Below are 26,222 nucleotides of genomic sequence, written 5' to 3' on the forward strand. Positions count from 1 at the left end.
CTTTCGTTACAGTTCACCTTGGCAGATCAACGCGTGGCTGCCAAAGATGGATGCGTGGAATATACAGAGAAAACAGTTTTTATAACAGGATCTGCGCGGGGGATTGGTGAGGGGCTGGCGATCGCCATGGCCAAAGCGGGATGTGACATTATTGGCTGTGACCTGCGAGCCGACACACAAGCCGAGACGAAGGCTGCGGTCGAAGCGCAAGGGCGGGCATACCACCTCATTGAAGCAGACTTATCCAATGTCGAAGCCGCAATTGCCGCAACGCAACAGGCCACCGCGATTGGATTTGATATCCTCATTAATAATGCCGGGATCGCGACATCGGGCGAGTTTGATACTGTGCCCTTTGAGCGTTGGCGTAAAACCATAGATTTGAATATTATGGGGCTCATGGCGATTACCCATACGGCCCTGCCGCACCTCAGAACCCGTGACGTCGCTCACATTGTCAATATGAGCTCCATTGCGGGCGTGGTGGGGTCGCCAGGAACAGTTGCCTATACGGCGTCCAAACATGCTGTGAACGGGTTTACGCGCTCGCTTGATTATGAACTATTAGAGACGCGAATTGGGGTGACGAGCATTCACCCCTCTATGGTGAAAACACGCATGATTGACGGCGTGTCTCGCCCGAAGGCAGCGCCGGAAATTTCTGTGGATGATGTCGTTGTCGCAATTTTGGATGCGATCCGCAAAGAAAAACCGCAAGTGTTTGTGCCGAAATCTCTTCGCTGGAGCCTCGATATCGGCTCGCGGCTCTTTCCCGCACTCACCCGTCGTATGATGAAACGTAGCGATAATCAGGGGTGGAAGACCGCTGATAAAGATATTCCTGATGCCTAAACACCCGACGGATTGGTCTCCGGAATTAGACCAAAAGACTCAGCGCGAGGCGTTTGCTGAAGACATGGGCGGGGCGGATAAAGTCGCGCGGCAAAAAGGCCGAGGCAAGCTGACAGCGCGCGACCGGATCGACGGTATTTTGGATGATAGCAGTTTTCGAGAAATCGGAAAACTCGCAGGGTCTGGGACGTATGATGAGGACGGCAAGCTCATTCACTCTGCCGCGTCAAATTTTATCTATGGCCAAGGCGCGGTCGGCGGTCGTCCTGTCGTCGCATCGGCGGATGATTTTACCGTGCGCGGCGGTGCCTCCGATGCTGCGATTTATCGCAAGTTCATTCACGCCGAAAAAATGGCGTCTGAATTCGGGATACCCCTCATTCGTATGATCGACGGAACGGGCGGTGGGGGATCCGTCAAATCGCTGGAACAAATGGGCTATACATATGTGCCGGAAGTGCCGGGCTTCGAAGTGATTGTCGAAAACTTACAAACGGTCCCCGTTGTTGCTTTGGCATTGGGGCCGTGCGCAGGTCTGGGGGCCGCCCGCGTTGTGGCATCGCATTACTCCGTCATGGTCAAAGGCCTATCGCAAGTGTTCACGGCCGGCCCAGCCATTGTCGCGCCGCTCGGGGAAAGCCACGACAAAGAAGGACTCGGCGGCTCAGAAATTCATACACGTAACGGTGTCGTCGACGATGAAGCGGTTAGCGAAACCGATGCGTTCGCCCGTGCCCGCGCGTTTCTGTCTTTCTTGCCGAGCCGGGTTGGTGATCCATTGCCCTACGTCAAATCAAGCGATGATCCGTCCCGGACCGATGACAGTCTTCTGTCCATTGTTCCGCGGGACAAATATCAAGCCTATTCGATGCGGACAATCCTACGCTCTGTGATGGATGAGGGCAGTGTTTTCGAGATTGGACGCAAGTGGGGCCGTGCCGCAATTACGGCGCTGGCACGACTAGATGGCTGGCCTGTCGCGGTTATTGCGTCCGACCCAAGCTTTCTAGGCGGGTCTTGGACGGCGGATACAGCGCAGAAGGTCAAACGCCATGTGGATTTGGCCCAACAATTCGGACTTCCCATTGTGCATTTGGTTGATAATCCGGGTTTCATGATTGGTTTGGAGGCTGAGAAAGCAGCGACCATTCGGCGCGGCGTCGAAACAATGACGGCAATTTATACGGCGTCAGTGCCGTGGGCGAGCGTGATCATTCGTAAGGCTTATGGTGTCGCGGGCGCCGCGATGAGCGATCACACGCGTTATCAATATCGGGCGGCATGGCCGAGCGGCGATTGGGGCAGCCTTCCCATCGATGGCGGTGTCGAAGTCGCGTATCAGTCCGAACTGGTCGCGAGCGATGACCCCGCCGCAGAACTGGCCGCAATCAAAGCGCGCTTGGCCGAAGTCTCATCGCCGTTCCGAACTGCGGAACGCTACGCGGTCGAAGATATCATTGATCCGCGTGAAACGCGCCCGTTTCTGACCAACTTCGTGAAGTTGGCCATGATACGACGCTAGTACAGCGTCGTTAGCGATTTGGCGTCATAGTCGCGCACTTCATCGTCGCGGCCTTCAAGCACTTTGGTCGCCCATTCGGGATCTTGCAAAATCGCACGGCCAACGGCGACAAGGTCGAACTCGTCTTTTTCCAACCGTTCCATCAAATCATCGAGGGAGCGCGCGGCGGAGTCTTCGCCTTGAAACGCCCCAATAAAGTCTGACGATAGGCCCACACTGCCGACAGTGATGGTCGGCAGACCTGTTAGCTTTTTGGCCCAACCCGCGAAATTCAAATTTGATCCATCAAATTCCGGTTCCCAGAAGCGACGTTGTGAACAGTGCAAACAGTCCACCCCAGCATCAGCAAAAACACTCAGCCAATCGTCCATTTCCTGCGGGGTTTCAGCCAGACGGGCAGAAAAATCCTGTTGTTTCCACTGCGAAATACGAATGATGATCGGCATATCGGGGCCGACGGCTTTTCGGCATTCACGAATGATGTCCGCGGCAAACGTCGAGCGTTCAGCCAAACCGCCGCCAAACCTGTCTTCGCGCTTGTTCATCACGTCCCAGAAGAACTGGTCAATGAGATAGCCGTGGGCCGCATGAATTTCGATTGCGTCAAAGCCAAGCTCTTTGGCGTAGGCGGCTGAGCGCGCATAGCTATTGACCATATCGGCGACATCTTCGTCGCTCGGCGCGGGCATAACAGCTGTTCCTGTATGGGTAACGCCGGACGGGCTATCAGACGGCGCGTCTGGGTAATGGCCAGTGCCGGGTTTCCGCATCATGCCCACGTGCCAGAGCTGCGGTGCAATGAAGCCACCTTCGGCTTTCACGCTTGCGACGACGTTTTTCCAACCTGCAAGGGCTTCGTCATAAAATTTCGGGACGTTGGAATCATTCCCGGCGGCTTGACGGTCCGTGACCGTGCCTTCGGTCACGATAAGACCGACATGATTAGCCGCGCGACGAGCATAGTAATCCGCGACGTTTTGGCCGGGAACGCCGTTGGGTGAGAAACTCCGCGTCATGGGGGCCATGACGATGCGGTTGGGAAGGTCGAGCGAGCCGAGTGAGTAGGGCTTAAAGAGGGGATTTGTCATGAGAGCCATGTGGGCAAAGCAATGCCTCCGCGCAAGTCTGCACGAAGGCTTATCCGTCCTGCGATATTGTCGCTACACGCCGATAATGTCCCGCATAGCACTTAGGTATTTGAGCCAAGCCTTCCGACCTGTAGCGGTCAGATGGACGAGGGTCTGTGGGCGTTTGCCTTTATATCCCTTTTCCAACTCAACATAATTGGCGCTTTCGAGTTTCGTGAGATGTGTCGAGAGGTTTCCATTTGTCGTCCCGGTCTTTTCCGTGAGCTCTGGGAAGCTCGCGGGACTGACTGCAGAGAGATAAGCCATCACAGCCAATCGGATGCGCCCATGAATGACCTCGTCAACTTGGCTGATGTCAAATTCCGGTTCTCTCGACATCAGCGCGCTCTACGGTTTTCGATGAAGGATGGGATCACGCCTGAGAGGATGAGGAGAGCGCCCGCGACGAAATACATTTCGGGTTGCCGGACCATCATCAATGTTACCGCTGTGGCCACGCCGCTCATGACCGCGCTAAATTTAAGGTAACCATAGCCGGTCAACTTCGCGAGCATGCCGTTAATCACGGCCGAGATGGCAAAGGCTGCGGGGGGGATAAAGTTGAAATCGACGGCCTCCGTCTGTCCCGTCGCTGCGCCAATGACCAATGAAATCGCAAAGGTCGAAATCATTATAATGCCAGCGATCCAAGCGCCTTCGGCCGCACGATTAGCAAAGCTATGACAGCCAGGCTTCGTTGATTGCCCTCGGCTCAGTATAATTGTTAAAACTGTCCCAACGATGCCCTGCGTCGCCCAAATAAGTCCTGTCATCGGGGCGGGAATACCAATCCATCCCGCGACAACCGCACCATGTATCATGAGTGCGACTGTTGTCAGGCTGGCCCACATCAAACCGACCGGACCACCCAACAGGGGAGCTTGCTCGCCCGCCTGAGCAATACGGGTCGCATTTTCTAAGTCCTGAATAAGGGTCTCATTTGTCATGTTCAGACTTTCTATTAAGTTTGTATTTCAAACTACAGTTGACATGCAAACTCAATTTTGTCAAGTTTGATTTACAAACCTAATTGTAAAGGAGACGAAAATGGTTGCGATACTACAAAAAGGACTGGCCATAGCCCTCACAACAGGACTGACCCTATTGATGGGGGTAGAGTCCGCTTTGGCAGTGGATGACACCGCGGTAGCTGTTCCGGTGACAATCACCCTAACCGATGTGATGGAGACAAATGTGCCACTCTATATCTCGGTTCAGACAGAGGCTGAATATCAGTCCATGAAAGGTCGAGGGGCGGTCCTTAAAGAAACCAGCGCCGGAACGATCACTCAAACGGTTCAGCTTCCAGAGTCGGGCGATTATGCCGTCACAATATGGCATGATCTCGATAATGATGGTCGGTTTTCGATGACTGACCGTTACGAGGTGTTGGATGGGTGGGGAACATCAGGCCAAGCGCGTCGGGATGCCGCCCCAACGTTCCAACAGTCCAAAATTAATGTTCCGACTTATGGGGCGTCTGTGACGATCGCGATGATCTATCCAAAACACTAATCCCTAAAACGCAAGCAGCGACCAGTCCGTGGAGACTGGCCGCTGCCTTTGTCTCAAGTGACTTGCGTCCCAAGAGAAAGGGCGACCTAGTGTATCGGGTCTCGCCGAACAAGCGTTGTGACCAGTCTTATTTTGCTGTGTGTGTGGCGTCGGATAGTGAGCGAACCAAAGCCAAGGCCGCGTCCTTACCGTCTTGATGCAACGCTTGAACAATCGCGGTTCCAACGACGACACCGTCTGCATCCCGGGCGATCTCTGCGGCTCGCTCAGGCGTCCTGACGCCGAACCCAACAACGACTGGAAGCTTTGAGGCGTGTTTCACCCGTGCAACTTGCTCGCGCACAGACCCGCCGCTCGCAAGGGCGCCGCCCGTGACGCCGTTCATACTGACATAATAGACAAAACCGGAACTACCGGACACGACTTTAGGGAGACGTTTTGCATCCGTTGTTGGAGTCGCCAGCCGGATCAATGACATTCCTTTGCTATCCATTGCCTCACGCAAAGGGCCATCTTCTTCGGGCGGTAAATCTACAATAATCGCGCCGTCAACGCCGGCTTTTGAGGCGAGTTCCGAAAACGCTTCGTAGCCCATATGATAGACGGGATTGGCGTAGCCCATCAGGATGATGGGTGTGGATTGATCGGTTTCGCGAAAGGTTCGCGCCATGCCGATGACAGACGCGAGCGTCGTCCCGGCTTTGCGCGCGCGAATGCCTGCATCTTCAATGACCGGGCCGTCTGCCATCGGGTCAGTGAAGGGAAAGCCGAGTTCGATGATATCGACACCGGCGCCGGGCAGGGCGTTCATCACGTCTTGCGCCGTCGCGAGGTCGGGGTCACCGCCCATGATGTAGGCAACGAAGGCGGGGCGACCTTTAGCGAAGATCTGTTCAATGCGCGTGCTCATCCGTCCGTCCCCGCCGCAATATCTTCACCGAGCGCGTCGGCGATTGTGAAGACGTCTTTATCGCCGCGTCCGCACATGTTCATGATAATGAGGCCGTCGGAGCCGAGTTCTTTAGCAATATCGAGCGTGCGCGGGATGGCATGACTGGGTTCTAGCGCCGGTAAAATGCCTTCGAGTTTCGCGCAAAGTTGGAAATGCTCTAACGCTTCATCATCGGTGGCGCTGACATACTCGGCGCGTCCCTTATCATGGAGCCAGGCATGTTCTGGGCCAATACCCGGATAGTCCAACCCTGCGCTGATTGAATGGGCGTCTGCGATTTGGCCGTTTTCATCTTGCAGCAAATAGGTGCGGTTGCCGTGCAAAATGCCCGGTGTTCCGCCCGTCAGTGACGCCGCGTGCAGGCCACTTTTGACGCCGCGTCCCGCTGCTTCGACGCCAATTAGACGCACATTCGTGTCCGGCACAAAAGCGTGGAACAGGCCCATCGCGTTTGATCCGCCGCCAATACAGGCAACCAGCGCGTCGGGCAGGCGGCCTTCGGCCTCCATAATTTGGGCTTTGGCTTCATGGCCGATAACGGCTTGGAAATCGCGCACCATGACGGGGTAGGGGTGCGGTCCCGCGACCGTGCCGATGCAGTAGAATGTTTCCGCGACATTGGTGACCCAATCGCGAAGGGCTTCGTTCATCGCGTCTTTCAGCGTTGCCGTGCCCGAATGAACGGCGCGCACTTCGGCGCCGAGCAGGCGCATACGGAAGACGTTGGGTTTCTGCCGGACAATATCCGTCGCGCCCATATAGACGATACATTCCATACCCAAACGCGCGGCAACAGTTGCCGTGGCGACGCCGTGTTGGCCTGCGCCTGTTTCGGCGATGATCCGTTTCTTTCCCATGCGCTTGGCGAGCAACAGCTGGCCCATGCAATTATTGATCTTATGCGCGCCAGTGTGGTTGAGCTCGTCGCGTTTGAAGTAAATCTTCGCCGCACTCCCGGTCTCTTTGGCCGCATGTTCGGTCAGCCGTTCGGCGAAATAGAGCGGGGATGGGCGCCCGACATAATGGGTCATGAAATAGTCGAGTTCGGCCTGAAAGGCAGGATCGACTTTCGCCTCCGCGTAGGCCGCTTCCAGCTCTAAGATTGGCGGCATCAGCGTCTCGGCCACAAACCGTCCGCCGTAGTCACCGAAGCGACCGCGTTCGTCGGGCCAAGTTTCGTTTGTGGTGGGCTTATCCACGCAGCTGCTCCATGAAAGCGTTAATCAGAGTGGCGTCCTTTATGCCGGGTGACGCCTCGACACCAGACGCCACATCCACAATTGAGGCGCGTGTTTTTAGCGCGGCCTCACGAACATTGTGAGGCGTTAGCCCCCCCGCGAGAATGAATGTCTTTGGCGTGGGCGCAAGGCCCAAAATCGACCAGTCAAATGTGAGGCCATGACCGCCGCGTTGGGTGTCGCCTTTTGGCGCTTTGGCATCGAATAAAAGCAAGTCCGCCGCGCCGCTATATTCCGTCGCCAACGTCACATCGTCGGCGCTCGCCACGGGCACCGCCTTAATCACAATGAGGCCGCGACGGGCGATCTCTGCCGTGCGGGCCAGTGTTTCGGATCCATGCAATTGGATGTGGCTAAACCCCGCCGCCTTAATTCCGTCTACAAGCGCATCGTCCGGATCGACCGTGACAGCGACCGTATGGGCTTTAACCCCGGTGATAAGCGCCGCAGCCTCAGCGAGGGTGAGCTTTCTGGAGCTGGTCGCTTCGACGATAAAGCCGAGGAAGTTCGCGCCCGCTTGTTCAGCCGCCGCGACATCGCCTGCGCGAGTCAGCCCGCAGATTTTGACCTGTGTGTCCATTGTGAGCGCGCATAGCGACGCTCACACACAAAGTCACCCGACCACGTCGAACCCGTGCAGTTCAATGTCCGGCGAGAGGTAGCCGTCGCAAACCGGTTCGACTTTGGTCAAATCCGTCGACAGGTATTTCTTTGAATCGTCGCAGAAGACCGTCACAATGTCGCCGCCCGCGTGGCCCACCTTGATCGCCCCGATCAGGTTGGCACCAGAGCTTATCCCGACGCCGAGACCGAGCTCCGCCGACAGGCGCTGCGCCATGATGATCCCGTCGCCATCATTGACTGAAATCACGCGGTCGAGGCTTTGCAAGCAGAGAATGTCCGGAATGAAATCATCCGAAACCCCCTGAATACGGTGTTTACCGACTTTATAGCCCGTTGAGAGCGTTGGGCTTTCGGCTGGTTCCAGCGGATGAACTCGGATCGACGGATCCGCGCAGCGAAGCGCTTTGCCAACACCCATGACCGTGCCGCCCGTTCCGACCCCCGCGATAAAGGCCGATATTTTTGCGCCCGCTGTGTCCATTTGCGCCAGAATTTCCGGCCCCGTTGTGCGGCAATGCGCGTTGCAATTATCCTCATTTTCAAACTGCCGCGGGAGAAACACATCATTACGCGCGCGCGCCATCTCTTGCGTCTTAGCGATACTACCCAAGAACCCGCCGTCCGCATGGCTCACCAATCGCACGTCAGCGCCGTAGCTTCGCATTAACGCGACCCGCTCGACGCTCATCCAATCCGGCATGTAGATCACGACCGGATGACCCAGTGCACGGCCTAAAGCCGCGACCGCAATCCCGGCATTGCCGCTCGTCGCTTCGACAATCGTATCGCCGGGGCGGAGTGCGCCGCTTGCATAGGCGTTGCGCAGCACTTCCAAGGCCATACGGTCTTTGATCGATCCCGACAGATTGAAATATTCCAATTTAGCAAAAACCCGCCGCCGCGCGCCCTGATAGCTCAGATCAATCGCGATCATCGGCGTGTTGCCGATGAGTTTTTGCAGACAGGCGAACGGCTTGGGTTCCACATAGGGACGCGCGACATCGCGGAGTAGGGTCATATCGGTCATGATCGCAGAATAGCGCATCACGAATGTAAAATTCATCGCAGATGATGCGCTTTCACTATCAATATTCCAAAAATTATTCTACATAGAAACGATGTTGCCGAAACTTGACCCCACAGATCGCGCGATCCTCGCAGCGCTACAATCTGACGCCTCTCAATCGCTCGACTCAATTGCCGAGCGCTTGAATGTATCGCTCAACACTGTGTGGCGACGGGTACGCCGGCTTGAAACCGAAGCCGTGATCGAAAAGCGTGTGGCGCTGATTGATAATGAGAAAATCGGCCTGCCATTGACGGCCTTTGTGCAAATCCGAACCGACAACCATTCCGAAGAGTGGGCGTCGGACCTCACGGCGGCGGTGAACGCGATTCCTGAAATCGTTGAATTCTACCGATTGGCCGGAGACGTTGATTATATCTTGAAGATGATGATCGCGTCAGTCGCCGATTATGACCGCGTCTATCAGCAGCTTATCTCCCGCGTGCAAATCTATAATGTGTCGGCCAGTTTCGCGATGGAAAAGCTAAAGTTCACGACTGAGCTGCCGCTGTAGCGCGGTCGCTGAAGCGCGGAATCAGGGACGAGGGGGCTTGCGACTCCCACGCCATGTGCGCCGGGACAAAAAGGGATGCTCCGAACGACATTTGGCCGCGCGGCTCATGGCGCACTTTCCGTCCTATTCCACCGTGTCCAAAGCGGACACCCCCGACGCACCGTCAGCTCGACAAACACATCAAATGGCAAGGAACCGCGAGTTAAAGCCCAGTGGCTGGGCACTCAAAAGAAACACCGTGCAGATCGCCCGAAGGGCGCTTGCGCCCCGTCGATACCGTAACGACGGAATATCACACCGACTGACCCCAGACGCTTCCCGCCGACTTGATCGGCCTGCCCATGGCCCGTAGGTCTCTAGCCTTGGAGTAGAGGGGGGGTGGCGAAGGTCGGATAGGCATGAAGTTGACGAAGAAAATTACTAATTGCACGACCTTAACTCAATCCCACGAAAAAACCCGCCATGCCTCTCGGCATCGCGGGTTTTTGCATCGCGTCAGCTCGAAAGCTGGGAGATTGTGTTCCTAGAAGCGGTAGCGACCGCGGAGCATGACAGGAACGGTCAGGTTTGAGCTGCCGTTATTGATACCGGACAGGATGCCAACGCCGCCACCGGGACCGAAGTCTGTTGTGTCTGTCTTGAGCGTGCCGCGATAACGCAGGCCTGTTTCTAGGGCCAAGGTGGCACGTTGGAAGACAGGAGCTTCAACACCGACAAGGCCTGAGGCTGTTGGGATCCATCCACCTTGATACATGTTGGCTGTGCCGCCGTTCACGGCGCCGCCATTGTCGCGGAGGTTCTCGATCGTGATATCATCAATTTGCGCGGCACCGAGACGACCTTCGACATAGGGACGGAGGCTGCTGACAAACGGAGCGCTACGCGGGCGGAAATATTGGCGGACACCGGCTTCAAGGCCGAAGGCTTCATAATCGCTGGCTGTGCCGCGCAGTGTATTCGCGGGTGGGCCTGTAAGTGTGCCGAGGGCGACGTCATTGCCCGATGCTTTGGAATAAGACGCCATCATCGTGTATTTCCGGTTTGGGTTCGCGGCATAAGACGCGCCCAATTCGTAACGTGTTGCGGAATTATAGGCGTCCTTCATCGACACGGCGTTGGGTGTCAGTCCGGGAACGGCGGCGACATCGCCGGGCGTTGTGAAATCTCCGTCGACCATAAATTCTTGGCCGATAGCGCCTTCAACGTTCCATGTGCTGGAATGTGAGCAACTGGCGTTGCCATTGAGTCCCGCGTAGGGATTGCAACTGCCGTGGGCCGGGGCCGTGGAGTGACCGTAAGACGGGCCGTTGGAATATCCGCCAGAGCCGAAACCGAGCATAGAACAGCCGGAAAGGGCGATGGCGGCGGTGCTTGTGAGTAGAATACGCATGATAGGGCGGCTCTTCGTTTCAAAAATTACGATTACAGCCTTGCAATGTTTGGGCCAAAACAGGGGTGAGACGCCTTAAGAGAGTAAATTTATGGTTATTAGGGGGTTAATTTTTGGAGAGGCCGCGCCTGAGGGCTGTGTGATTGTACTAAAGACATTAAAAAGGCCGCCCCCTAAGGAGCGGCCTTCTGTAATCTAGGATGGGAATGCTCCACGGCATGATGTCGCCGTGGAAGGCGACTACATCATGCCGCCCATACCGCCCATGCCACCCATATCAGGCATTCCGCCGCCGCCGTCTTTCTTCGGCGCTTCGACGATCGCGACTTCTGTTGTCAGGATGATCCCGGCGACAGAGGCTGCATCGAGAAGAGCTGTGCGAACGACTTTGACCGGATCGATGATGCCGGCTTTGACCATGTCGACATATTCGTCATTTTGCGCGTCATAGCCGTAGTTGGCTTTGTTCGCCGCAATGATGTTACCGACGACAACGGCGCCTTCGACACCGGCGTTGTCCGCAATTTGACGACAGGGGTAAGCAAGAGCCGCTTTGACGATTTCAATGCCGGACTGTTCGTCATCATTGGCACCTTTGACGTTGATGAAGCGTGACGCACGGAGCAGCGCAGTGCCGCCACCGGGGACAATGCCTTCTTCAACGGCTGCGCGCGTGGCGTTCAGCGCGTCATCGACACGGTCTTTGCGTTCTTTGACTTCAACTTCGGTCGAGCCGCCGACTTTGATCACAGCAACACCGCCTGCGAGTTTCGCGAGACGTTCTTGCAGCTTTTCGCGGTCATAATCAGAGGATGTATCCTCAGATTGCTTACGGATTTGGTCAACACGGGCTTTGATCTCAGCTTTTTTGCCAGCGCCATCAACGATGACTGTGTCATCTTTGGTGATGTGGACATGTTTGGCTGTACCAAGGTCTTTCAGCGTGACGTTTTCGAGCTTGATGCCGAGGTCTTCTGAAATAACCGTGCCGCCTGTCAGGATCGCGATGTCTTGCAACATGGCTTTACGGCGATCACCGAAGCCAGGCGCTTTGACAGCCGCGATTTTCAGGCCACCGCGAAGTTTGTTGACGACGAGAGTCGCAAGCGCTTCGCCTTCAATGTCTTCCGCAATGATGAGCAGCGGCTTACCAGTTTGCACAACGGCTTCGAGGATCGGCAACATGGCTTGCAAGGAAGACAATTTGCCTTCGTTGAGCAGGATGTACGGATCGTCGAGTTCGACGCGCATTTTTTCAGGATCGGTGATGAAGTAAGGCGACAGATAACCGCGGTCGAACTGCATGCCTTCAACGACTTCAAGTTCAGTTTCGGCAGTTTTGCCTTCTTCAACTGTGATGACGCCTTCGTTACCGACTTTGCCCATCGCGTCTGCGATCATCTGGCCGATGGACGCTTCGCCGTTGGCAGAGATTGTACCGACTTGAGCGATTTCTTCGGATTTGCTGATTTTCTTGGCTTTAGCAAGCAGATCGTCAGCGATTTCTTTCGCCGCTTTGTCGATTCCGCGTTTCAGATCCATCGGGTTCATGCCAGCAGCAACGCGCTTGAGGCCTTCACGCACGATGGCTTGGGCCAAGACGGTCGCTGTCGTTGTGCCGTCACCGGCTTTGTCATTTGTCTTAGACGCGACTTCACGGAGCATTTGTGCGCCGAGGTTTTGGTAGCGATCTTCGAGTTCGATTTCTTTGGCAACGGACACGCCGTCTTTTGTCGAACGCGGTGCGCCGAATGATTTTTCGATAACAACGTTACGACCTTTAGGTCCGAGTGTTGTTTTAACGGCATTGGCGAGGATATCGACGCCTTCGAGCATACGGTCGCGAGCGTCCGAGCCGAATTTAACTTCTTTAGCAGCCATAATGGTTACTCCAGTAGAATGATATTGTTGGGTGAGGGTGGTCGCGGCTAAGTTAGCCCACGATCCCCATGATGTCGGATTCTTTCATGATCAGCAGCTCTTTGCCGTCGATCTTGACTTCAGTGCCGCCCCATTTGCCAAACAAGACGCGGTCGCCTTTTTTGACATCAAGCTTGGCAATCGTGCCGTCTTCTTTACGGACACCGGGACCAGTCGCAATGACCGTGCCTTCGGAGGGCTTTTCAGTGGCTGAATCAGGGATAATAATGCCGCCAGCGGTCTTTGTGTCTTCGGCGACACGTTCGACCAATACGCGGTCGTGGAGGGGACGAAACTTCATGCTTTATCTCTCTCGATAGAGGTGAGTGATATGACTTGGCACTCCCAGAGCGAGAGTGCCAACAGGGCGCATGTATGCAGGGTGGGGGAGGGTCGCAAGGGGCGGAGGGTGAATTTTGCGAAAGATATTATATTTCGCGATACCCTAGATATTTGGCTGCGTCACAGACTAAGTAGGGTCCAACAGATCGCATTCAAGGATATCGCATGACCCTTCGCACACTTCTTATTAGTTCGGCTGCTGCGGCGCTTCTTTCTGCGTGTGGAAATGAGATGCCGTCATCTGGCGCATCGGTTCCGACTGCATCGGAAGCCTCTGTTTTCACACTCGATTATGAAGCTTTCACGCTCGACAATGGCTTACAGGTTATTTTGCAGCGCGATGCGTCCGATCCGATTGTCGCGGTGAGCACGGTTATTCATGCTGGATCCTCACGAGAAAAGCCGGGGCGCACGGGGTTCGCGCATTTCTTTGAACATATGGCGTTCAACGATAGCGAGAATGTGCCGCGTGGGTGGAACCGGGGGCAGATTCCGAAATGGGGCGGACAGCGTAACGGCGGGACATGGAATGACGGCACGATCTATTACGAAGTCGTGCCCAAGGACGCCTTCGATAAGATCCTTTGGATCGATAGTGACCGCCTTGGCTATATGATCAATACGGTGACGACGGACGCGCTTGAGCGCGAAAAGCAAGTTGTGAAGAATGAGAAACGTCAGCGCGTCGATAATGCGGCCTATGGTTATACCAACGAAGTTATCCGCACGGCGCTCTACCCCTCGGATCATCCGTATAATTGGACGACCATTGGCTCACTGCCAGACTTACAAGCGGCCACGCTCGGCGATGTCCGCGAGTTCTATGACGATTGGTACGGGCCGAATAATGCGACGCTCTCGATTGTCGGCGATATCAACATTGATGAGACCAAGAAGAAAGTCGAGCTTTGGTTCGGTGAAATTCCCCGCGGGCGCGATATTCCGGTGCCTGTTCCGCAAGCCGTCACGTTAGACGCGTCCAAGAATCTGTTCTTTGAGGATAATTTCGCGAAATTGCCCGAGCTCCGTCTGACTTTCCCGACTGTGGATAGCGCGGACACGGATAAGTATGCGCTCTCTGTTCTCGGCGAATTACTCGGCGGGAGCAAAACATCACCGCTCTATGTTGAGGTGGTTGAAACCGCGAAACTCGCGCCGAATGTCTCGGCTTGGAATAATGACGGGGAATTGGCCGGAACCTTCACGATCTGGGCGCGCGGAAAACCGGGCACGGATTTGGATGATGTGATGGTCGCGGTGGATGCCGCCTTTGCGCGTTTTGAAGCCAATGACATTGATGCTGACACATTGTTGCGGATCAAGGCTGAGCAGGAAACGCAGCTTTATGCTGAATTCTCAACCGCACTGGGTAAGGCCAATGCAATGGCGCAAAATAATGTTCTCCACGGTGATCCTGCCTACGCCATCCAATCGGCTGCCGGCATTAATGCCGTCACTGCGGAGGACGTCCGAGACGCGTATAATCGTTATGTCAAAGATAAGCCGAGGATCATCACCAGCTTCGTCCCAACAGGGCAAGCCGATCTCGCGGTTGACGGCGCGGAACGCGCGACGGTCTGGATTGAAGAAGTTGTCGCTGGCGTAACCAGCGAAGAGGTGAGTGCAGGCGACATCGCCGACTATGAAAAGACACAGACCGCGCATGACCGGTCGGAGCCGCCCTTTAGCGCGCTGCCGCTCTTGGAAATGCCGGATATCTGGACGCGAGACCTCGCCAATGGCGTGACCCTGCGCGGGATCGAGACGACTGAAATTCCGCTCGTTCAATTTGAAGTGGTGCTGCCCGGCGGACGCTGGATGGAAACACCGGAACAGAACGGCCGTTTGGACTTATTGTCCGATTTGATGAATCAAGGCACGGCGACCAAAACACCGGGTGAGTGGGAGCAGGCGGTCGGCCTACTCGGCTCTGGCATCTCAGTGTCAGCGGGAGCCGAGTCGCTCACCATCCGGGCCACCAGTTTAGCGCGTAATTTCGAAGCGACATTGGCCTTGATTGAAGAAGTGCTGACGTCCCCCCGCTGGCAGGATTCTGCTTTTGAGCGAGTCAAGTCGGCGCAACTGACTTCAATTAAGGGACGTGAAGGCGATGCGCGCTCTATCGCGGCGCTGGCTTATGACCGCCTCATTTATGGCGACACGCATCCGCTGGGGCGTCCGAGTGGCGGCAATGCCCAGAGCGTGGCGACACTTACTATGGATGATTTGAAGCGCGCTCATGCTGATGTGTTGAACGCTTCAGCGCGGTTTCATATCGCGGGTGATATTGATCCGGATACGGCCGAGGCCGCCGTCTCTGGTCTCGCGGCGGCGTTGAGCCCTTCGGCAAGTGATCGTCCGGATTACACGGTCCCGGCGCAGGATTATGCCGGCCGTGTCGTCTTCATTGATGTTCCGGGCGCGAAGCAGTCCGTATTACGGATAGGCGCGCTCGTGCCGGATTCAAGCCATCCTGATTTCAAGAAAATTCAATTCACGAATGAGAAACTCGGCGGCGGAATTGCGGGCGATCTGGCTCAAATCTTACGTATCGAAAAAGGCTATACCTATGGCGCTGGTTCATTTGTGCCGCGCAATTCGGTTGAGCGGCCTTTCACCATCAGCACGAGCGTTCGGTCGAATGCGACGCAAGGATCGCTGGAAACGATCCGTGAGATGGTGCGGAATTATCCAGAGACACTGGATGCTGCGGCGGTCGAGACGACTCAGCAAAAGATCATCAAAGCATCCGCGCTGTCATTTGAAAGTCTCGGCGCAAAACTGGGCACTTTATCTGAGATTAGCCGTCTGGGATTGTCAGACCGCTATGTCGAAGAGGAACAAGCGCAGCTGGTCGAGATGACGGCGGATGAATTCCAACGCATCGCGCGGGACTACTTAAACGAAGACGCGTTCGTCTATGTTGTGGTCGGCGATAAGGCGACGCAATTCGGACCGACACAGGCCTTCGCGACAGAGAGCGGCAAAGGCGACGTCATTGAGTTGGATATCTTTGGCAGTTCCGTCGAATAGTGAGGCAATACGCCCGCGAGGAGATACCCCCGAATAATCTTGTCGTGGGGGCTATCGCTAGATGACGTCGGTCTCGGAAACCTTGCTAAGTTTTGGAATGTTCAATGGCGAATGTAAGGGTGTCTGTCTTTTAAATAGGCCCGCATCAGCTTCTCTGGCCTCAAGGTATTCTGATGGTTACGAGATCAACAGGGAGAGAAAACGAGCCGCATCCTATTTGAAGGGAAGGCGTCGGAAACGGCTCGCAGTGAAACCGTGCGCTACACGGTTTCACTTTGGCATAATGTCAAAGAACCAATTAGCTTGATGACTTCTGCGCGACGCCTTTCGTGGACTTAGACGTTGTTGCCTTAGACTCATCTGGCATAGGGATGACTTTAGGGGATTTTGTCTTTTTCTTGTCTTTATCGAAATGGGACATGACGTCCTCTTTTCATTGTACGAGAAAAGTGTCTCGTAACGCACGGAAGAATGTTCCGTGAGGTCGAAGTCGGTATGAGTGAGGTTACTTACAAGTGGTTATGACGAGAGTTCGGACGAAATCTCAAATATAATTTTTCTGAGTTTGCAATCTTGTCGATAAGGCGTCGAGACGGGTCGCATTTCGATGCAAACGGGAGTCAGCTTTGCATTTTTGAGGCAAGGTTGAGCCAGAATGTCGCGACTCTCAGCCGATAATTCATGTAAACAAAAGCATGTTTGAAAACCTAGATGCGATCCTATTGGCGCGAATTCAATTCGCTTTCACCATCGCGTTTCATTTTCTATTTCCGGCGTTCACAATTGGGCTTGCGAGTTACCTTGCGGTTCTCAACGGTTTATATCTTCGAACGAACAATCAAAAATTCCTCACCCTGTTCAATTTTTGGGTCAAGATATTCGCCGTCACATTTGCCATGGGCGTCGTGTCTGGCATCACCATGAGTTACCAATTCGGGACGAATTGGTCAGTCTTCTCGGATCGGGCGGGTCCCGTGATCGGGCCACTTATGGCCTATGAAGTCCTGACAGCGTTTTTCTTAGAAGCCGGTTTCCTCGGAATTATGCTGTTTGGCCGTTCACGTGTGGGGGCTGGCCTACACATGTTCGCCTGCACGATGGTGGCCTTTGGGACGGCGCTGTCGGCGACATGGATACTGTCCGTGAATAGTTGGATGCATACGCCGCAAGGGTTTGCGATTGCGGCCAACGGACAGTTTGTGCCTGTGAATTGGCTTGAAATCATCTTTAATCCCAGCTTTCCCTACCGTCTCGCGCACACGCTGACGGCGGCTTACCTCACGACCGCCTTTATCATTGGCGGGGTGGGCGCGTGGCATTTGCTCAAATGTCACGGAACGGATCGCCAGCATGAAGGCGTGAAGACGATGTTTTCTATGGCGATGTGGATGGCCGTGATTGTTGCTCCGCTCCAGATATTCCTCGGCGATCTGCACGGTTTGAATACGCTGGAATATCAGCCGCAGAAAGTCATGGCCATGGAAGGCCATTATGAGAGCCATCCCCACGGCGCACCCCTATATTTATTCGGCATCCCGAACGAGGCGGAGCAACGGCTCGATTATGCCATTGCTATTCCCAAGGCGAGTTCGCTTATTCTCAAGCATGACCTAAACGCGCCTCTGGATGGGTTGGATACAATCCCGATGGATGAGCGTCCGCCTGTCGCGATCGTGTTTTGGTCCTTTCGGATCATGGTTGGGATCGGCTTTTTGATGTTGTTTGTCGGCCTGTGGTCACTGTGGGCGAGGTTTCGAGGGAAACTCTATTCGAGCCGTTGGCTGCACCGCGCGGCTCTCTTGATGGGTCCCAGCGGTCTTGTCGCCGTACTGGCTGGCTGGATTACAACCGAAGTTGGGCGCCAACCTTATACGATCTGGGGGCTTATGCGCACCAGTGAAAGCGCGAGCCCGCTGGCGGCTCCGGCTGTCGGTGCGTCATTGCTCGCGTTTATCATCGTCTATTTCTTCGTCTTTGGAGCCGGTGTCTTTTATCTCCTTCGCTTAATGAAAGCAGGACCGAAACTGGGCGAGGAGGGTATGGCGGACGCGGACGGCCCAATCCGGACATCCGGCACCACGCCGGCGCAACAAACAAGCGCGCAAGATGACCCCACAACGCGCAAAGTAGAGGGTTAGGTTATGGAAATCGTTCCTTGGCTCGCCTTTAGCTGGGCCTTCCTTCTGGCACTGGCCGTCTTTATTTATGTGGTCTTAGACGGGTTCGATCTCGGTCTTGGCATTCTTTATCCGTTCTATCCAATAAAACGCGACCGTGATCTTTTGATGAATACGGTCGCGCCTGTGTGGGACGGGAATGAGACGTGGCTGGTGTTGGGGGGCGGGGGGTTATTCGCCGCGTTTCCAATGGCCTATAGCATTATTATGCCCGCGCTTTACGTGCCGATCATGACCATGTTGCTGGCGCTCGTTTTTCGCGGCGTCGCCTTCGAATACCGCTGGCGGACAAAACGGTGGCTCAAATATTGGGACGCCGCCTTTATTGGGGGATCGGTGGTGGCCGCCTTTTCTCAAGGGATTGCGTTGGGCGCATTGGTACAAGGCGTAGAAGTCTCAGGCCGCGCCTATGCGGGCGGCTGGTGGGACTGGCTCACACCATTCTCACTACTTTGCGGCGCTGCTGTTGTCATTGGTTACGCGCTGCTCGGCGCGACATGGCTGATCATGAAAACTGACGGACCTGTGCAAGACCGGGCGCGGAAACTGGCGTGGGGCTTTGGCCTTGCGACGATCGCTTGTATTGCGGCAGTGAGTATTGCGACACCGTTCCTTGATAGCGTTTATTACAATCGTTGGTTTGAGATGCCGGGACTGTTGATTAGCGCGCCTGTCCCTGTAGCGGTTCTCATTATTACGGTTTTGATGTTCAGCTCCCTACGGACACACCGGCATGAATATCGCCCGTTCATACTCTCGCTGATCCTATTTGCGCTCTGCTTTGTCGGATTAGGAATTTCGATCTTCCCGGATTTGATTCCGCCGAACGTGACGATTTTAGACGCCGCGACGCCTTATAATTCACAGATATTCATGTTTGTCGGGGCCGTCATCATGCTCCCCTTGATCCTGAGCTACACGGCTTACGCCTATTATGTGTTCCGGGGGAAGACGGACCCGGATGAGGGCTACCACTAATGCCACAGCCCACAACGGCCCAGCCGACAGAGCCAAGCGATCCGACGCCAGAGCGAAATTGGGTCAAGCGCGGGGCGTGGTTTGTTGGCCTCTGGTTGGCAGGGGTCGCGGTCGTCGGCGTTGTGGCTTATGTCATTCGTAGTATGATCCTCTAAAAGCGGCTCTTGCTCCGTGCGGTGCGGCTGTTATGCGCAGTCTAGTTTGATATGAATTTCGCATCTGTCACATTTTTGTTTTTCTACCTGCCGATTGTCGTCGCGCTATATTTCATGCTGCGCGGACGCGGCGCGCGCAACGTGCTGTTGCTTGCGGCGAGTTTGTTCTTTTATGCCTGGGGAGAGGGGATGGGGCTGGCGCTCCTGTTGATCTCCATCGTGATGAACCATGAGTTCTCGCACAAGATCGCGAAGAACCGCAATCCGTGGCTCGCGATTGGGATCGTGGCCAATCTTGGCCTGCTGATCGCGTTCAAATATATGGGCCTGATTACAGAATCACTGGGACTTGCGCGTATGGAGCCGCGACTTCCCCTCGGCATTTCCTTTTTCACCTTCCAAGCGATGAGTTTGCTCGTCGATGTGGCGCGCGGGTCAAAACCGGCCCGCAATCCGCTCCGTACGGGGCTCTATATCAGCATGTTCCCACAATTGATCGCCGGGCCGATTGTTCGCTGGGATGAAATTCGTAATCAAATCGTACAGCGAAATGAAACGTGGGACCGGTTTTGTGACGGCACACGCTTGTTCATGCTGGGTTTGGCGCAGAAGGTGCTTATTGCGGACAGCGTCGCGAGAATTGCGGATGCGGCCTTTGGCGCGGATGCAGCAAATTTAGCCCCGGGGGCCGCTTGGCTCGGACTGGCCGCCTTTACGCTGCAAATCTATTATGATTTTGCCGGGTATTCGAACATGGCGATTGGGCTGGGCCGTGTCTTTGGGTTCGAACTGCCCCGTAACTTTGAACATCCGTATAGTGCCGCGTCATTCCGCGAGTTTTGGCGGCGCTGGCACATGACCCTGTCTCGCTGGTTTCGAGACTATCTCTATATCCCTCTGGGGGGATCAAAAACGGGAGAATGGAGAACCTACCGTAATCTGTTGATCGTCTTTGTCCTCTGCGGCCTTTGGCACGGCGCAGCGTGGACGTTTTTATTGTGGGGCCTGTGGCATGGCCTCTTCCTGATTGGTGAGCGTTTGGCCGAAAGGTTAAATCTGCCAAAAGTCCCGCGGATTATCGGCGTCGCCTATACGGTCTTTTTCGTCGCGCTCGGGTGGGTTTTGTTCCGGGCCGACAGTCTGTCTCATGCGGTTGCCTATTGGCGCGCGCTTCTACCCGGCGGTGATGTGATGATCGATGTCCCGTCCACCTCAGTTTACGCGATGATTATTGGCGGGCTCTTTGCCTGGGATGGCTGGAAAAAACTTGGCGCACGCCTCCCGACGCCTGCGCCGATTGGGGCCGCGGTTCAATGGGGTATGATTGGCGTGCTCACCCTATTTTGTTTTGCCGCTGTCGCCTCGACGACCCATCAACCTTTCCTCTATTTCCGGTTCTAAGATGGAACGTTGGATCAGAAATATTGCCATGACGGGCTTGTTAATCGCCTTCTTAACCCCGGCGTTGGGCTTTGCGGTCAACGCGGTGCGGGGGTATGATGGTATCAGCGCGACAGAGCAGCGCGTGCTAGCAAAAATTCCGTCCTTTCAAGGCAGTGCGCGGAGTTTCACATCTGAATTCGATGTGTTTCTTGAAGATAATTTCGGCTTTCGGATGCTCTTGATTCGGGTCGCACGCAAAATTCGCGACAATTTGGGGGAAAACCCGCCGCAAGTTGCCGTCGGACAGGACGGGTGGCTTTTCTTAGGCAGTGCGTCCTATCAAGATGAGTTTGAAGGCTATGGGCGCTGGGACGCAGATCATGTGCAAGCGTGGATCGACTCCTTATCAGAAGTCAAAACGGCACTTGCCGAAAAGGATATTCCTTTCGCAGCGTTTATTGCCGTCGATAAGGCGCGCGTTTATCCAGAGAAAACACCACAAGAGTGGCAAGAGGGCGAACGCCGTCTCAGAACCGCCCTTCATAATCATCCTGATGTCGCGCGAACTGGGTTGATTGATGTGGAGCCTCTCGTGCAATCGGCTAAGGCGCGCGGTAAACAAACTTTCTATCTTGGGGACACCCATTGGACATCAGACGGAACCTATGATGTCGCCATGGCGGTTCTGGATGTGATTGATCCGTTATTTGTTCGTCCTCGATTTTTGCCCGACGCCCCTGTGCCGCAGATTGCAAACCGTGTGCTTGATCTAGAAGCCATGTCAGGCCGGGAGACCTCGCAGGAACCCACGCACGTCATGATCAATTATCCACCGACGAAGCCGGGGTTCCGAACATCGCTCACCCTGTTGGATGACGGCACGCCTGACCCGGGACAATTTTCGACGATACGGATTTTGGGCACGGATAATGCGCCCCAAGGAACGTTGCTGATTGTTGGTGATAGTTTTGGGGATGCGATGGTGGGCCACTTTCGTCCGAGCTATTCCGAGATTATCCGTATTCACCACGGTGCGCATTTCCGGAATGTCGCGTTGGCTGAGGTGCTTAGTTATAAGCCTGATGCGGTTTTGTTTGTGACAGCGGAACGTCAGGCTGTGAGCAAAGACCGACCATTCGCCCCATTGGTCGCCCCAATCCAAACTGAGACGACAACGCCCTAAACACACCTGTAATCGACAGCCATCCATTCTTGTCGATACACGCAAAATATTGCTAGGGACGCGCTTCGGTGCGGCACAAGGATGCGCCGAGATATGACAGGACACCGCATCATGCAAAAATGGACCCCGTCCAGCTGGCGCACAAAGCCCGCTTTGCACATTCCAAATGATTATCCGGACGTTGACGCGCTCAACGCGGTGGAGAAAACATTGGGGGGATACCCGCCACTTGTTTTCGCGGGGGAGGCGCGTCGTCTAAAAGCTCGTCTCGCGGATGTGTCCATGGGCAAAGCGTTCCTACTCCAAGGCGGTGATTGCGCCGAAAGTTTCAAGGAATTTCATCCTGACAACTTGCGCGATATGTTCCGAATCATGATGCAGATGGCCGTCGTGTTGACGTATGGCGGGGGGCAGCCTGTCGTTAAAGTTGGTCGGATTGCCGGGCAATTCGGTAAACCGCGGAGTTCGCCGATTGAAGTGCGCGACGGGATCACATTGCCGAGTTATCGCGGCGATAATATTAATGGCATGGATTTCAACCCGGAGTCGCGCATTCCGGATCCAGAACGCCTGCTCAAAGCCTATGGCCAATCGGCGTCCACCCAGAATTTACTGCGCGCCTTTTCGTCAGGCGGCTATGCCAATCTTCGCAATATCCACAAATGGACTTTGGGATTCGTGTCCAACACAGCGGTCAGTCAGCGCTATGAAGAATTATGCGATACGATCAGCGACGCGCTAGATTTTATGGAAGCATGTGGCGTGACCCCACAATCGACGCCACAAATGGCGGCGACGGATTACTATACCTCTCATGAAGGGCTCCTGTTGGGCTATGAGGAGGCGATGACCCGGATCGATAGTACGACGGGCCGGTGGTATGACACGTCCGCGCATATGCTCTGGATTGGGAACCGCACGCGTCAACTTGACCATGCCCATGTCGAATTTTTCCGCGGAATCGAAAACCCCATCGCGATGAAAGTCGGCGAGGGTTTGGACCCGGATGAGCTCCTACGGCTCACGGATGTGTTGAACCCTGATAATGAACCGGGGCGCCTAACCCTGATTTGTCGCTATGGGCATGACAAAGTTGCCAAAGGTCTGCCGACTCTGGCGCGCGCCATCAAATCAGCGGGCAAACATGTCGTTTGGTCCTGCGATCCGATGCATGGCAATACGGTCAAGACAGCTTCCGGCTATAAGACGCGCCCTGTTGATCACATTATGAGCGAAGTGCGCACCTTTATGCAGGTGCTGCATAGTGAGGGCTGCTGGCCCGGTGGCGTGCATTTTGAAATGACGGGTCAGAATGTGACGGAATGTGTGGGCGGCTCTGCGCGCGTTGTACGCGAGGAAGACTTGTCATCACGCTATCACACCCATTGTGACCCCCGCCTCAACGCCGATCAAGCGCTCGAGTTGGCGTTTTTGATTGCCGAGGAATTGAACGGATACCGTAAAGCCGACGCCGCAAAATTAGCCGTTTAAAACGGCTCACGCCAATGCGTGGGTCGCGTCATAATGGCGGCATAAAAAAAGCCCCGGCGAATGGCCGAGGCTTAAATTCTAAAGTGTAGAAGAGACCTAGAGGTCTTTCAGGCCAACACTTGGCTTGAACTGAGCCGAGGTCTTCGCCTTGCTCATCATTTCAGCGCCAGTTTGCGGGTTGCGCATTTTGCGTGACGGGCGGTGCTTGGCAATGAACTTGCCGAAGCCAGGCAAGTTGACTTCGTTGCCGGCTTTGAGTTCAGCTGTGATGATTTCCAGAGTGCCGTTGAGCATATCGCCTGCAGAGGATTGGCTCGTGTCGCAATGGTCGGCTAGTTTGGCGACGAGATCTTTTTTATTCATCGGGGAGCTCCTTCGATGGATTACTCTGCGGCGACGTGCCGAGAGTGTTGTGTTGTTTCTACTCGATTCCTCGCGCGTGTCACGAAAATGCCCGCAAAAGCTGGGTTTTTCAGCTGTATAAGCTGATATTACCCTATCAAACCTACTCTCGCCCCGGATTTGGAAGCAGAATCACGTGAAATGACCCGAATCGTTCGTCTGACGAAAACTGTTCTTGTTCTGTCATCCCCCGTCCCTAAGACGGGCGCATGAGCAGTCAATTGAAGGTCGGAGTCGTCGGTGCTGGAGTCTTTGCGGGCTACCATGCGGGGAAAGTCTTCGCGCATGATCGCGCCATATTGAGCGGTATATATGATCGACATGAAGCCTCAGCCGTGGCCCTTGCAGAAAAATTTAACACGTCAGCGTTCACGGATGTCGTCGAGCTGGCTAAGATATCCGATGCCTTAATCATTGCTATTCCCGCGAGCTTTCATACGGAAGCGGCATTGATGGGCCTTGATCATGACTGTCATTTGTTAGTTGAAAAGCCGCTAGCCAGTTCGGTTGAGACGGCCACACAGATCGTGAAGGGCGCGGAAAAAGCGCACCGCGTTCTGCAAGTTGGGCATCAGGAACGGATTGTCACGCAAGTAATTGGTCTTCACGCGATCAAAGCGCGTCCAATCCAAATTGATATTATTCGACATACCCCCCGCGCGACTCGTAACCTTGATGCAAGTGTCGTGATGGACTTGATGGTCCATGATCTTGATTTGCTCAATGCGCTCTATGGTGAACCGGACTGGATCAACACGGAGATGGGCAAGCGCGTCTATTCAGATGAATTGGACGTTGTCCGTGCCGAAGCCGGATTTGGTGAAATGACGGCCTATCTGTCTGCGTCGCGTGACGCAGACCTCGACCGGCGCTGGGTTTTACGCTACGCCGAAGGCACAATCGAGATTGATTTTGGGCAGAAAACACTGCGCCACGACACGCCCTTCACGCTGGATGCAGAGTTTGGTTCGCGCCCGCATGTTCAGGACAATCTCGCCGCGGCTTTCGATTGTTTTGTTCGCGCCTGCCTTGACGGGACACGTCCATTGGCCACAGGAGGCGATGGGCTCGCCGCCGTTAAAGTCGCCGCGCAGATTGAGGGGACATTATGAACCGTTTTTTGAAACTCATCCTGATCATTGTCGGGGCTGTGCTGCTCCTCGGTGTGGGGCTGTTCGTAACAAAGGGCGACGAGATCAAACGCCTGTCGGCCGTCAACACCATGTTCGATGCTGACAAGATCGTCGATAATTTCTCCAATATGGATCGGGGATTTCTGGTCCATCCGCTCAATGTTCCTGTGTCTGACGATTGGATCGTCAATGAAGAGCCTATTCCTGACACGGTTGATATTGCGGGAACTGAACGCCCGTTAGCGGATGTGCTCGAAGAGCTGGATACAACTGCGCTCGTTATCGTGCGGGACGGCCAAATTATTCACGAACGCTACTATCTGGGTACGGGTCCGGATGATCGCCGCATTAGCTGGTCGGTTGCGAAGTCCTTTATGTCGGGTCTCTATGGCAAAGCCTTGGCCGAGGGAGATATTACGAGCCTAGACGATGAGGTTACGACCTATATTCCAGAGTTAAAAGGGACGGCCTATGAAGGGGCATCCCTCCGCAATATCCTGAATATGAGCAGCGGCATCCGCTATAATGAAGACTATTTGGACCAAAAGTCCGACATCAATAAAATGGGCCGGACGATAGCGCTCGGCGGATCCCTGGATAAATATACGGCAACCTTGATGGATCGACAGTTTGAGCCGGGATCGAATTGGCAATATGTGTCGATGGATACCCATGTTGCGGCGTGGGCCTTGCGCAATGCGACGGGCCGGACCGTGCATGATCTGTGGGAAGAAACCTACAGCCCACTCGGCTTTCGTCAAAAACCTTATTATCTGGTCGATGGTAAAGACGTCGCTTTTGCGCTCGGCGGTCTCAACCTGACGACACGGGATTACGCGAAATTCGGGCAACTCTTCTTGCAAAAGGGCGAGTGGAAGGGCGAACAGCTCATTCCGGCTGATTGGGTCGCGCAATCCACCGTTCATTCCGCACCGGCCATGTCAGACCGCGGTGTCGGTTATGGTTATCAATGGTGGGTGCCTATGCCCGCCGATCAAGACTATTTCGCCGTCGGTATTTACGGCCAATATATCTACATTGATCCGAAGACGAACATTGTGATCGCAAAGAATGCGGCGGATCGTGAGTTTATGTTCGCGGATGAAGTCGGCACCCATTCTATGAATAAGAACATCGAATTGATGCGCAGTTTAGCGGCGCAGCTGGCAAAATAAAACCGACCTCGATGAGTGGGCCGGTTCAAACGTTGATCGCGCAAATCTGA

The 26,222-nt window shown here is 54.8% G+C and carries 24 protein-coding genes; 13 read left to right on the forward strand and 11 right to left on the reverse strand.

Features of this window, described 5'->3' with window-relative positions; genetic code table 11:
- Window positions 1-54: 54 nt before the first annotated feature.
- Both IE105_RS01565 and IE105_RS01570 read left to right on the forward strand, forming a co-directional pair.
- Window positions 55-852, forward strand: coding sequence for an SDR family NAD(P)-dependent oxidoreductase (locus IE105_RS01565; RefSeq protein WP_189494690.1), 798 nt, complete (start codon window positions 55-57; stop codon window positions 850-852).
- Window positions 845-2,374 (forward strand): acyl-CoA carboxylase subunit beta, encoded by a 1,530-nt coding sequence (locus IE105_RS01570; RefSeq protein ID WP_189494692.1) that lies wholly within the window; start codon window positions 845-847, stop codon window positions 2,372-2,374. Before IE105_RS01565 ends, IE105_RS01570 begins: the two co-directional genes overlap by 8 nt.
- Here IE105_RS01570 and IE105_RS01575 read toward each other — a convergent pair.
- The 3 genes from IE105_RS01575 to IE105_RS01585 form a co-directional block, all read right to left on the reverse strand.
- Window positions 2,371-3,462 carry an NADH:flavin oxidoreductase gene (locus tag IE105_RS01575; protein WP_233353920.1) on the reverse strand — a complete coding sequence of 364 codons (1,092 nt, stop codon included), beginning with the start codon at window positions 3,460-3,462 and terminating at the stop codon, window positions 2,371-2,373. The genes IE105_RS01570 and IE105_RS01575 overlap by 4 nt on opposite strands.
- Window positions 3,463-3,534: 72 nt before the next feature.
- Window positions 3,535-3,840 (reverse strand): winged helix-turn-helix domain-containing protein, encoded by a 306-nt coding sequence (locus IE105_RS01580; RefSeq protein ID WP_189494696.1) that lies wholly within the window; start codon window positions 3,838-3,840, stop codon window positions 3,535-3,537.
- Window positions 3,840-4,448 (reverse strand): hypothetical protein, encoded by a 609-nt coding sequence (locus tag IE105_RS01585; RefSeq protein ID WP_189494699.1) that lies wholly within the window; start codon window positions 4,446-4,448, stop codon window positions 3,840-3,842. Before IE105_RS01585 ends, IE105_RS01580 begins: the two co-directional genes overlap by 1 nt.
- Window positions 4,449-4,548: 100 nt before the next feature.
- Here IE105_RS01585 and IE105_RS01590 point away from each other — a divergent pair, with 100 nt between their 5' ends.
- The gene (locus IE105_RS01590) at window positions 4,549-5,016 is read left to right on the forward strand and encodes a DUF2141 domain-containing protein (protein WP_189494702.1); all 468 of its coding nucleotides are present in this window, start codon (window positions 4,549-4,551) and stop codon (window positions 5,014-5,016) included.
- 127 nt (window positions 5,017-5,143) lie between these two features.
- On the opposite strand, the gene trpA is transcribed toward IE105_RS01590, so the two are convergent.
- From trpA to IE105_RS01610, 4 genes are read right to left on the reverse strand one after another with little or no spacing between them, the layout of a single operon-like run.
- Entirely contained in the window at window positions 5,144-5,926 is a 783-nt protein-coding gene (gene trpA / locus IE105_RS01595) for a tryptophan synthase subunit alpha (protein ID WP_189494706.1), read from the reverse strand.
- The gene (gene trpB / locus IE105_RS01600; protein ID WP_189494709.1) at window positions 5,923-7,167 is read right to left on the reverse strand and encodes a tryptophan synthase subunit beta; all 1,245 of its coding nucleotides are present in this window, start codon (window positions 7,165-7,167) and stop codon (window positions 5,923-5,925) included. The genes trpA and trpB overlap by 4 nt, the downstream gene beginning before the upstream one ends.
- Window positions 7,160-7,786: a phosphoribosylanthranilate isomerase gene (locus tag IE105_RS01605; RefSeq protein WP_189494710.1), complete on the reverse strand. Its 627-nt coding sequence runs from the start codon at window positions 7,784-7,786 to the stop codon at window positions 7,160-7,162. The genes trpB and IE105_RS01605 overlap by 8 nt, the downstream gene beginning before the upstream one ends.
- Before the next feature lie 33 nt (window positions 7,787-7,819).
- Window positions 7,820-8,893, reverse strand: a complete 1,074-nt coding sequence (locus IE105_RS01610; RefSeq protein WP_233353921.1) for a PLP-dependent cysteine synthase family protein — start codon at window positions 8,891-8,893, stop codon at window positions 7,820-7,822.
- Window positions 8,894-8,948: 55 nt separating this feature from the next.
- On the opposite strand from IE105_RS01610, the gene IE105_RS01615 reads away from it, so the two are divergent.
- Window positions 8,949-9,410 carry an Lrp/AsnC family transcriptional regulator gene (locus tag IE105_RS01615; protein WP_189494712.1) on the forward strand — a complete coding sequence of 154 codons (462 nt, stop codon included), beginning with the start codon at window positions 8,949-8,951 and terminating at the stop codon, window positions 9,408-9,410.
- Window positions 9,411-9,933: 523 nt separating this feature from the next.
- On the opposite strand, the gene IE105_RS01620 is transcribed toward IE105_RS01615, so the two are convergent.
- The 3 genes from IE105_RS01620 to IE105_RS01630 form a co-directional block, all read right to left on the reverse strand.
- On the reverse strand, window positions 9,934-10,800 hold the full coding sequence (locus IE105_RS01620; RefSeq protein WP_189494714.1) for a hypothetical protein: 867 nt from the start codon (window positions 10,798-10,800) through the stop codon (window positions 9,934-9,936).
- A gap of 240 nt (window positions 10,801-11,040) precedes the next feature.
- On the reverse strand, window positions 11,041-12,681 hold the full coding sequence (gene groL, locus IE105_RS01625; protein ID WP_189494716.1) for a chaperonin GroEL: 1,641 nt from the start codon (window positions 12,679-12,681) through the stop codon (window positions 11,041-11,043).
- Between the two features lie 52 nt (window positions 12,682-12,733).
- Entirely contained in the window at window positions 12,734-13,021 is a 288-nt protein-coding gene (locus IE105_RS01630; RefSeq protein WP_189494717.1) for a co-chaperone GroES, read from the reverse strand.
- A gap of 206 nt (window positions 13,022-13,227) precedes the next feature.
- Between IE105_RS01630 and IE105_RS01635 the strand changes: the two genes are divergently transcribed.
- The 7 genes from IE105_RS01635 to IE105_RS01665 all read left to right on the forward strand — a co-directional run bounded on the left by IE105_RS01635 (window position 13,228) and on the right by IE105_RS01665 (window position 23,462).
- Window positions 13,228-16,095, forward strand: a complete 2,868-nt coding sequence (locus tag IE105_RS01635; protein WP_189494719.1) for a M16 family metallopeptidase — start codon at window positions 13,228-13,230, stop codon at window positions 16,093-16,095.
- Window positions 16,096-16,790: 695 nt separating this feature from the next.
- Window positions 16,791-18,233, forward strand: a complete 1,443-nt coding sequence (locus IE105_RS01640) for a cytochrome ubiquinol oxidase subunit I (protein ID WP_189494720.1) — start codon at window positions 16,791-16,793, stop codon at window positions 18,231-18,233.
- A gap of 3 nt (window positions 18,234-18,236) precedes the next feature.
- Entirely contained in the window at window positions 18,237-19,250 is a 1,014-nt protein-coding gene (cydB, locus tag IE105_RS01645) for a cytochrome d ubiquinol oxidase subunit II (protein ID WP_189494721.1), read from the forward strand.
- Window positions 19,250-19,405, forward strand: coding sequence for a DUF2474 domain-containing protein (locus tag IE105_RS01650; RefSeq protein ID WP_189494723.1), 156 nt, complete (start codon window positions 19,250-19,252; stop codon window positions 19,403-19,405). Before cydB ends, IE105_RS01650 begins: the two co-directional genes overlap by 1 nt.
- 51 nt (window positions 19,406-19,456) lie before the next feature.
- Entirely contained in the window at window positions 19,457-20,806 is a 1,350-nt protein-coding gene (locus tag IE105_RS01655) for an MBOAT family O-acyltransferase (RefSeq protein ID WP_189494725.1), read from the forward strand.
- Window position 20,807: 1 nt separating this feature from the next.
- Window positions 20,808-21,971, forward strand: coding sequence for an alginate O-acetyltransferase AlgX-related protein (locus IE105_RS01660; RefSeq protein ID WP_189494726.1), 1,164 nt, complete (start codon window positions 20,808-20,810; stop codon window positions 21,969-21,971).
- A gap of 108 nt (window positions 21,972-22,079) precedes the next feature.
- Window positions 22,080-23,462: a class II 3-deoxy-7-phosphoheptulonate synthase gene (locus IE105_RS01665; RefSeq protein WP_189494988.1), complete on the forward strand. Its 1,383-nt coding sequence runs from the start codon at window positions 22,080-22,082 to the stop codon at window positions 23,460-23,462.
- Between the two features lie 96 nt (window positions 23,463-23,558).
- On the opposite strand, the gene IE105_RS01670 is transcribed toward IE105_RS01665, so the two are convergent.
- Window positions 23,559-23,825, reverse strand: a complete 267-nt coding sequence (locus IE105_RS01670) for an HU family DNA-binding protein (protein ID WP_189494728.1) — start codon at window positions 23,823-23,825, stop codon at window positions 23,559-23,561.
- Window positions 23,826-24,073: 248 nt separating this feature from the next.
- Between IE105_RS01670 and IE105_RS01675 the strand changes: the two genes are divergently transcribed.
- Together IE105_RS01675 and IE105_RS01680 are read left to right on the forward strand one after the other, a co-directional pair.
- Window positions 24,074-24,976: a Gfo/Idh/MocA family protein gene (locus IE105_RS01675; RefSeq protein WP_189494730.1), complete on the forward strand. Its 903-nt coding sequence runs from the start codon at window positions 24,074-24,076 to the stop codon at window positions 24,974-24,976.
- Window positions 24,973-26,172: a serine hydrolase domain-containing protein gene (locus IE105_RS01680; RefSeq protein WP_189494732.1), complete on the forward strand. Its 1,200-nt coding sequence runs from the start codon at window positions 24,973-24,975 to the stop codon at window positions 26,170-26,172. The genes IE105_RS01675 and IE105_RS01680 overlap by 4 nt, the downstream gene beginning before the upstream one ends.
- The last annotated feature ends 50 nt before the right edge of the window (window positions 26,173-26,222 follow it).

The sequence above is a fragment of the Algimonas arctica genome (assembly GCF_014652695.1).
Taxonomy (GTDB): domain Bacteria; phylum Pseudomonadota; class Alphaproteobacteria; order Caulobacterales; family Maricaulaceae; genus Litorimonas; species Litorimonas arctica.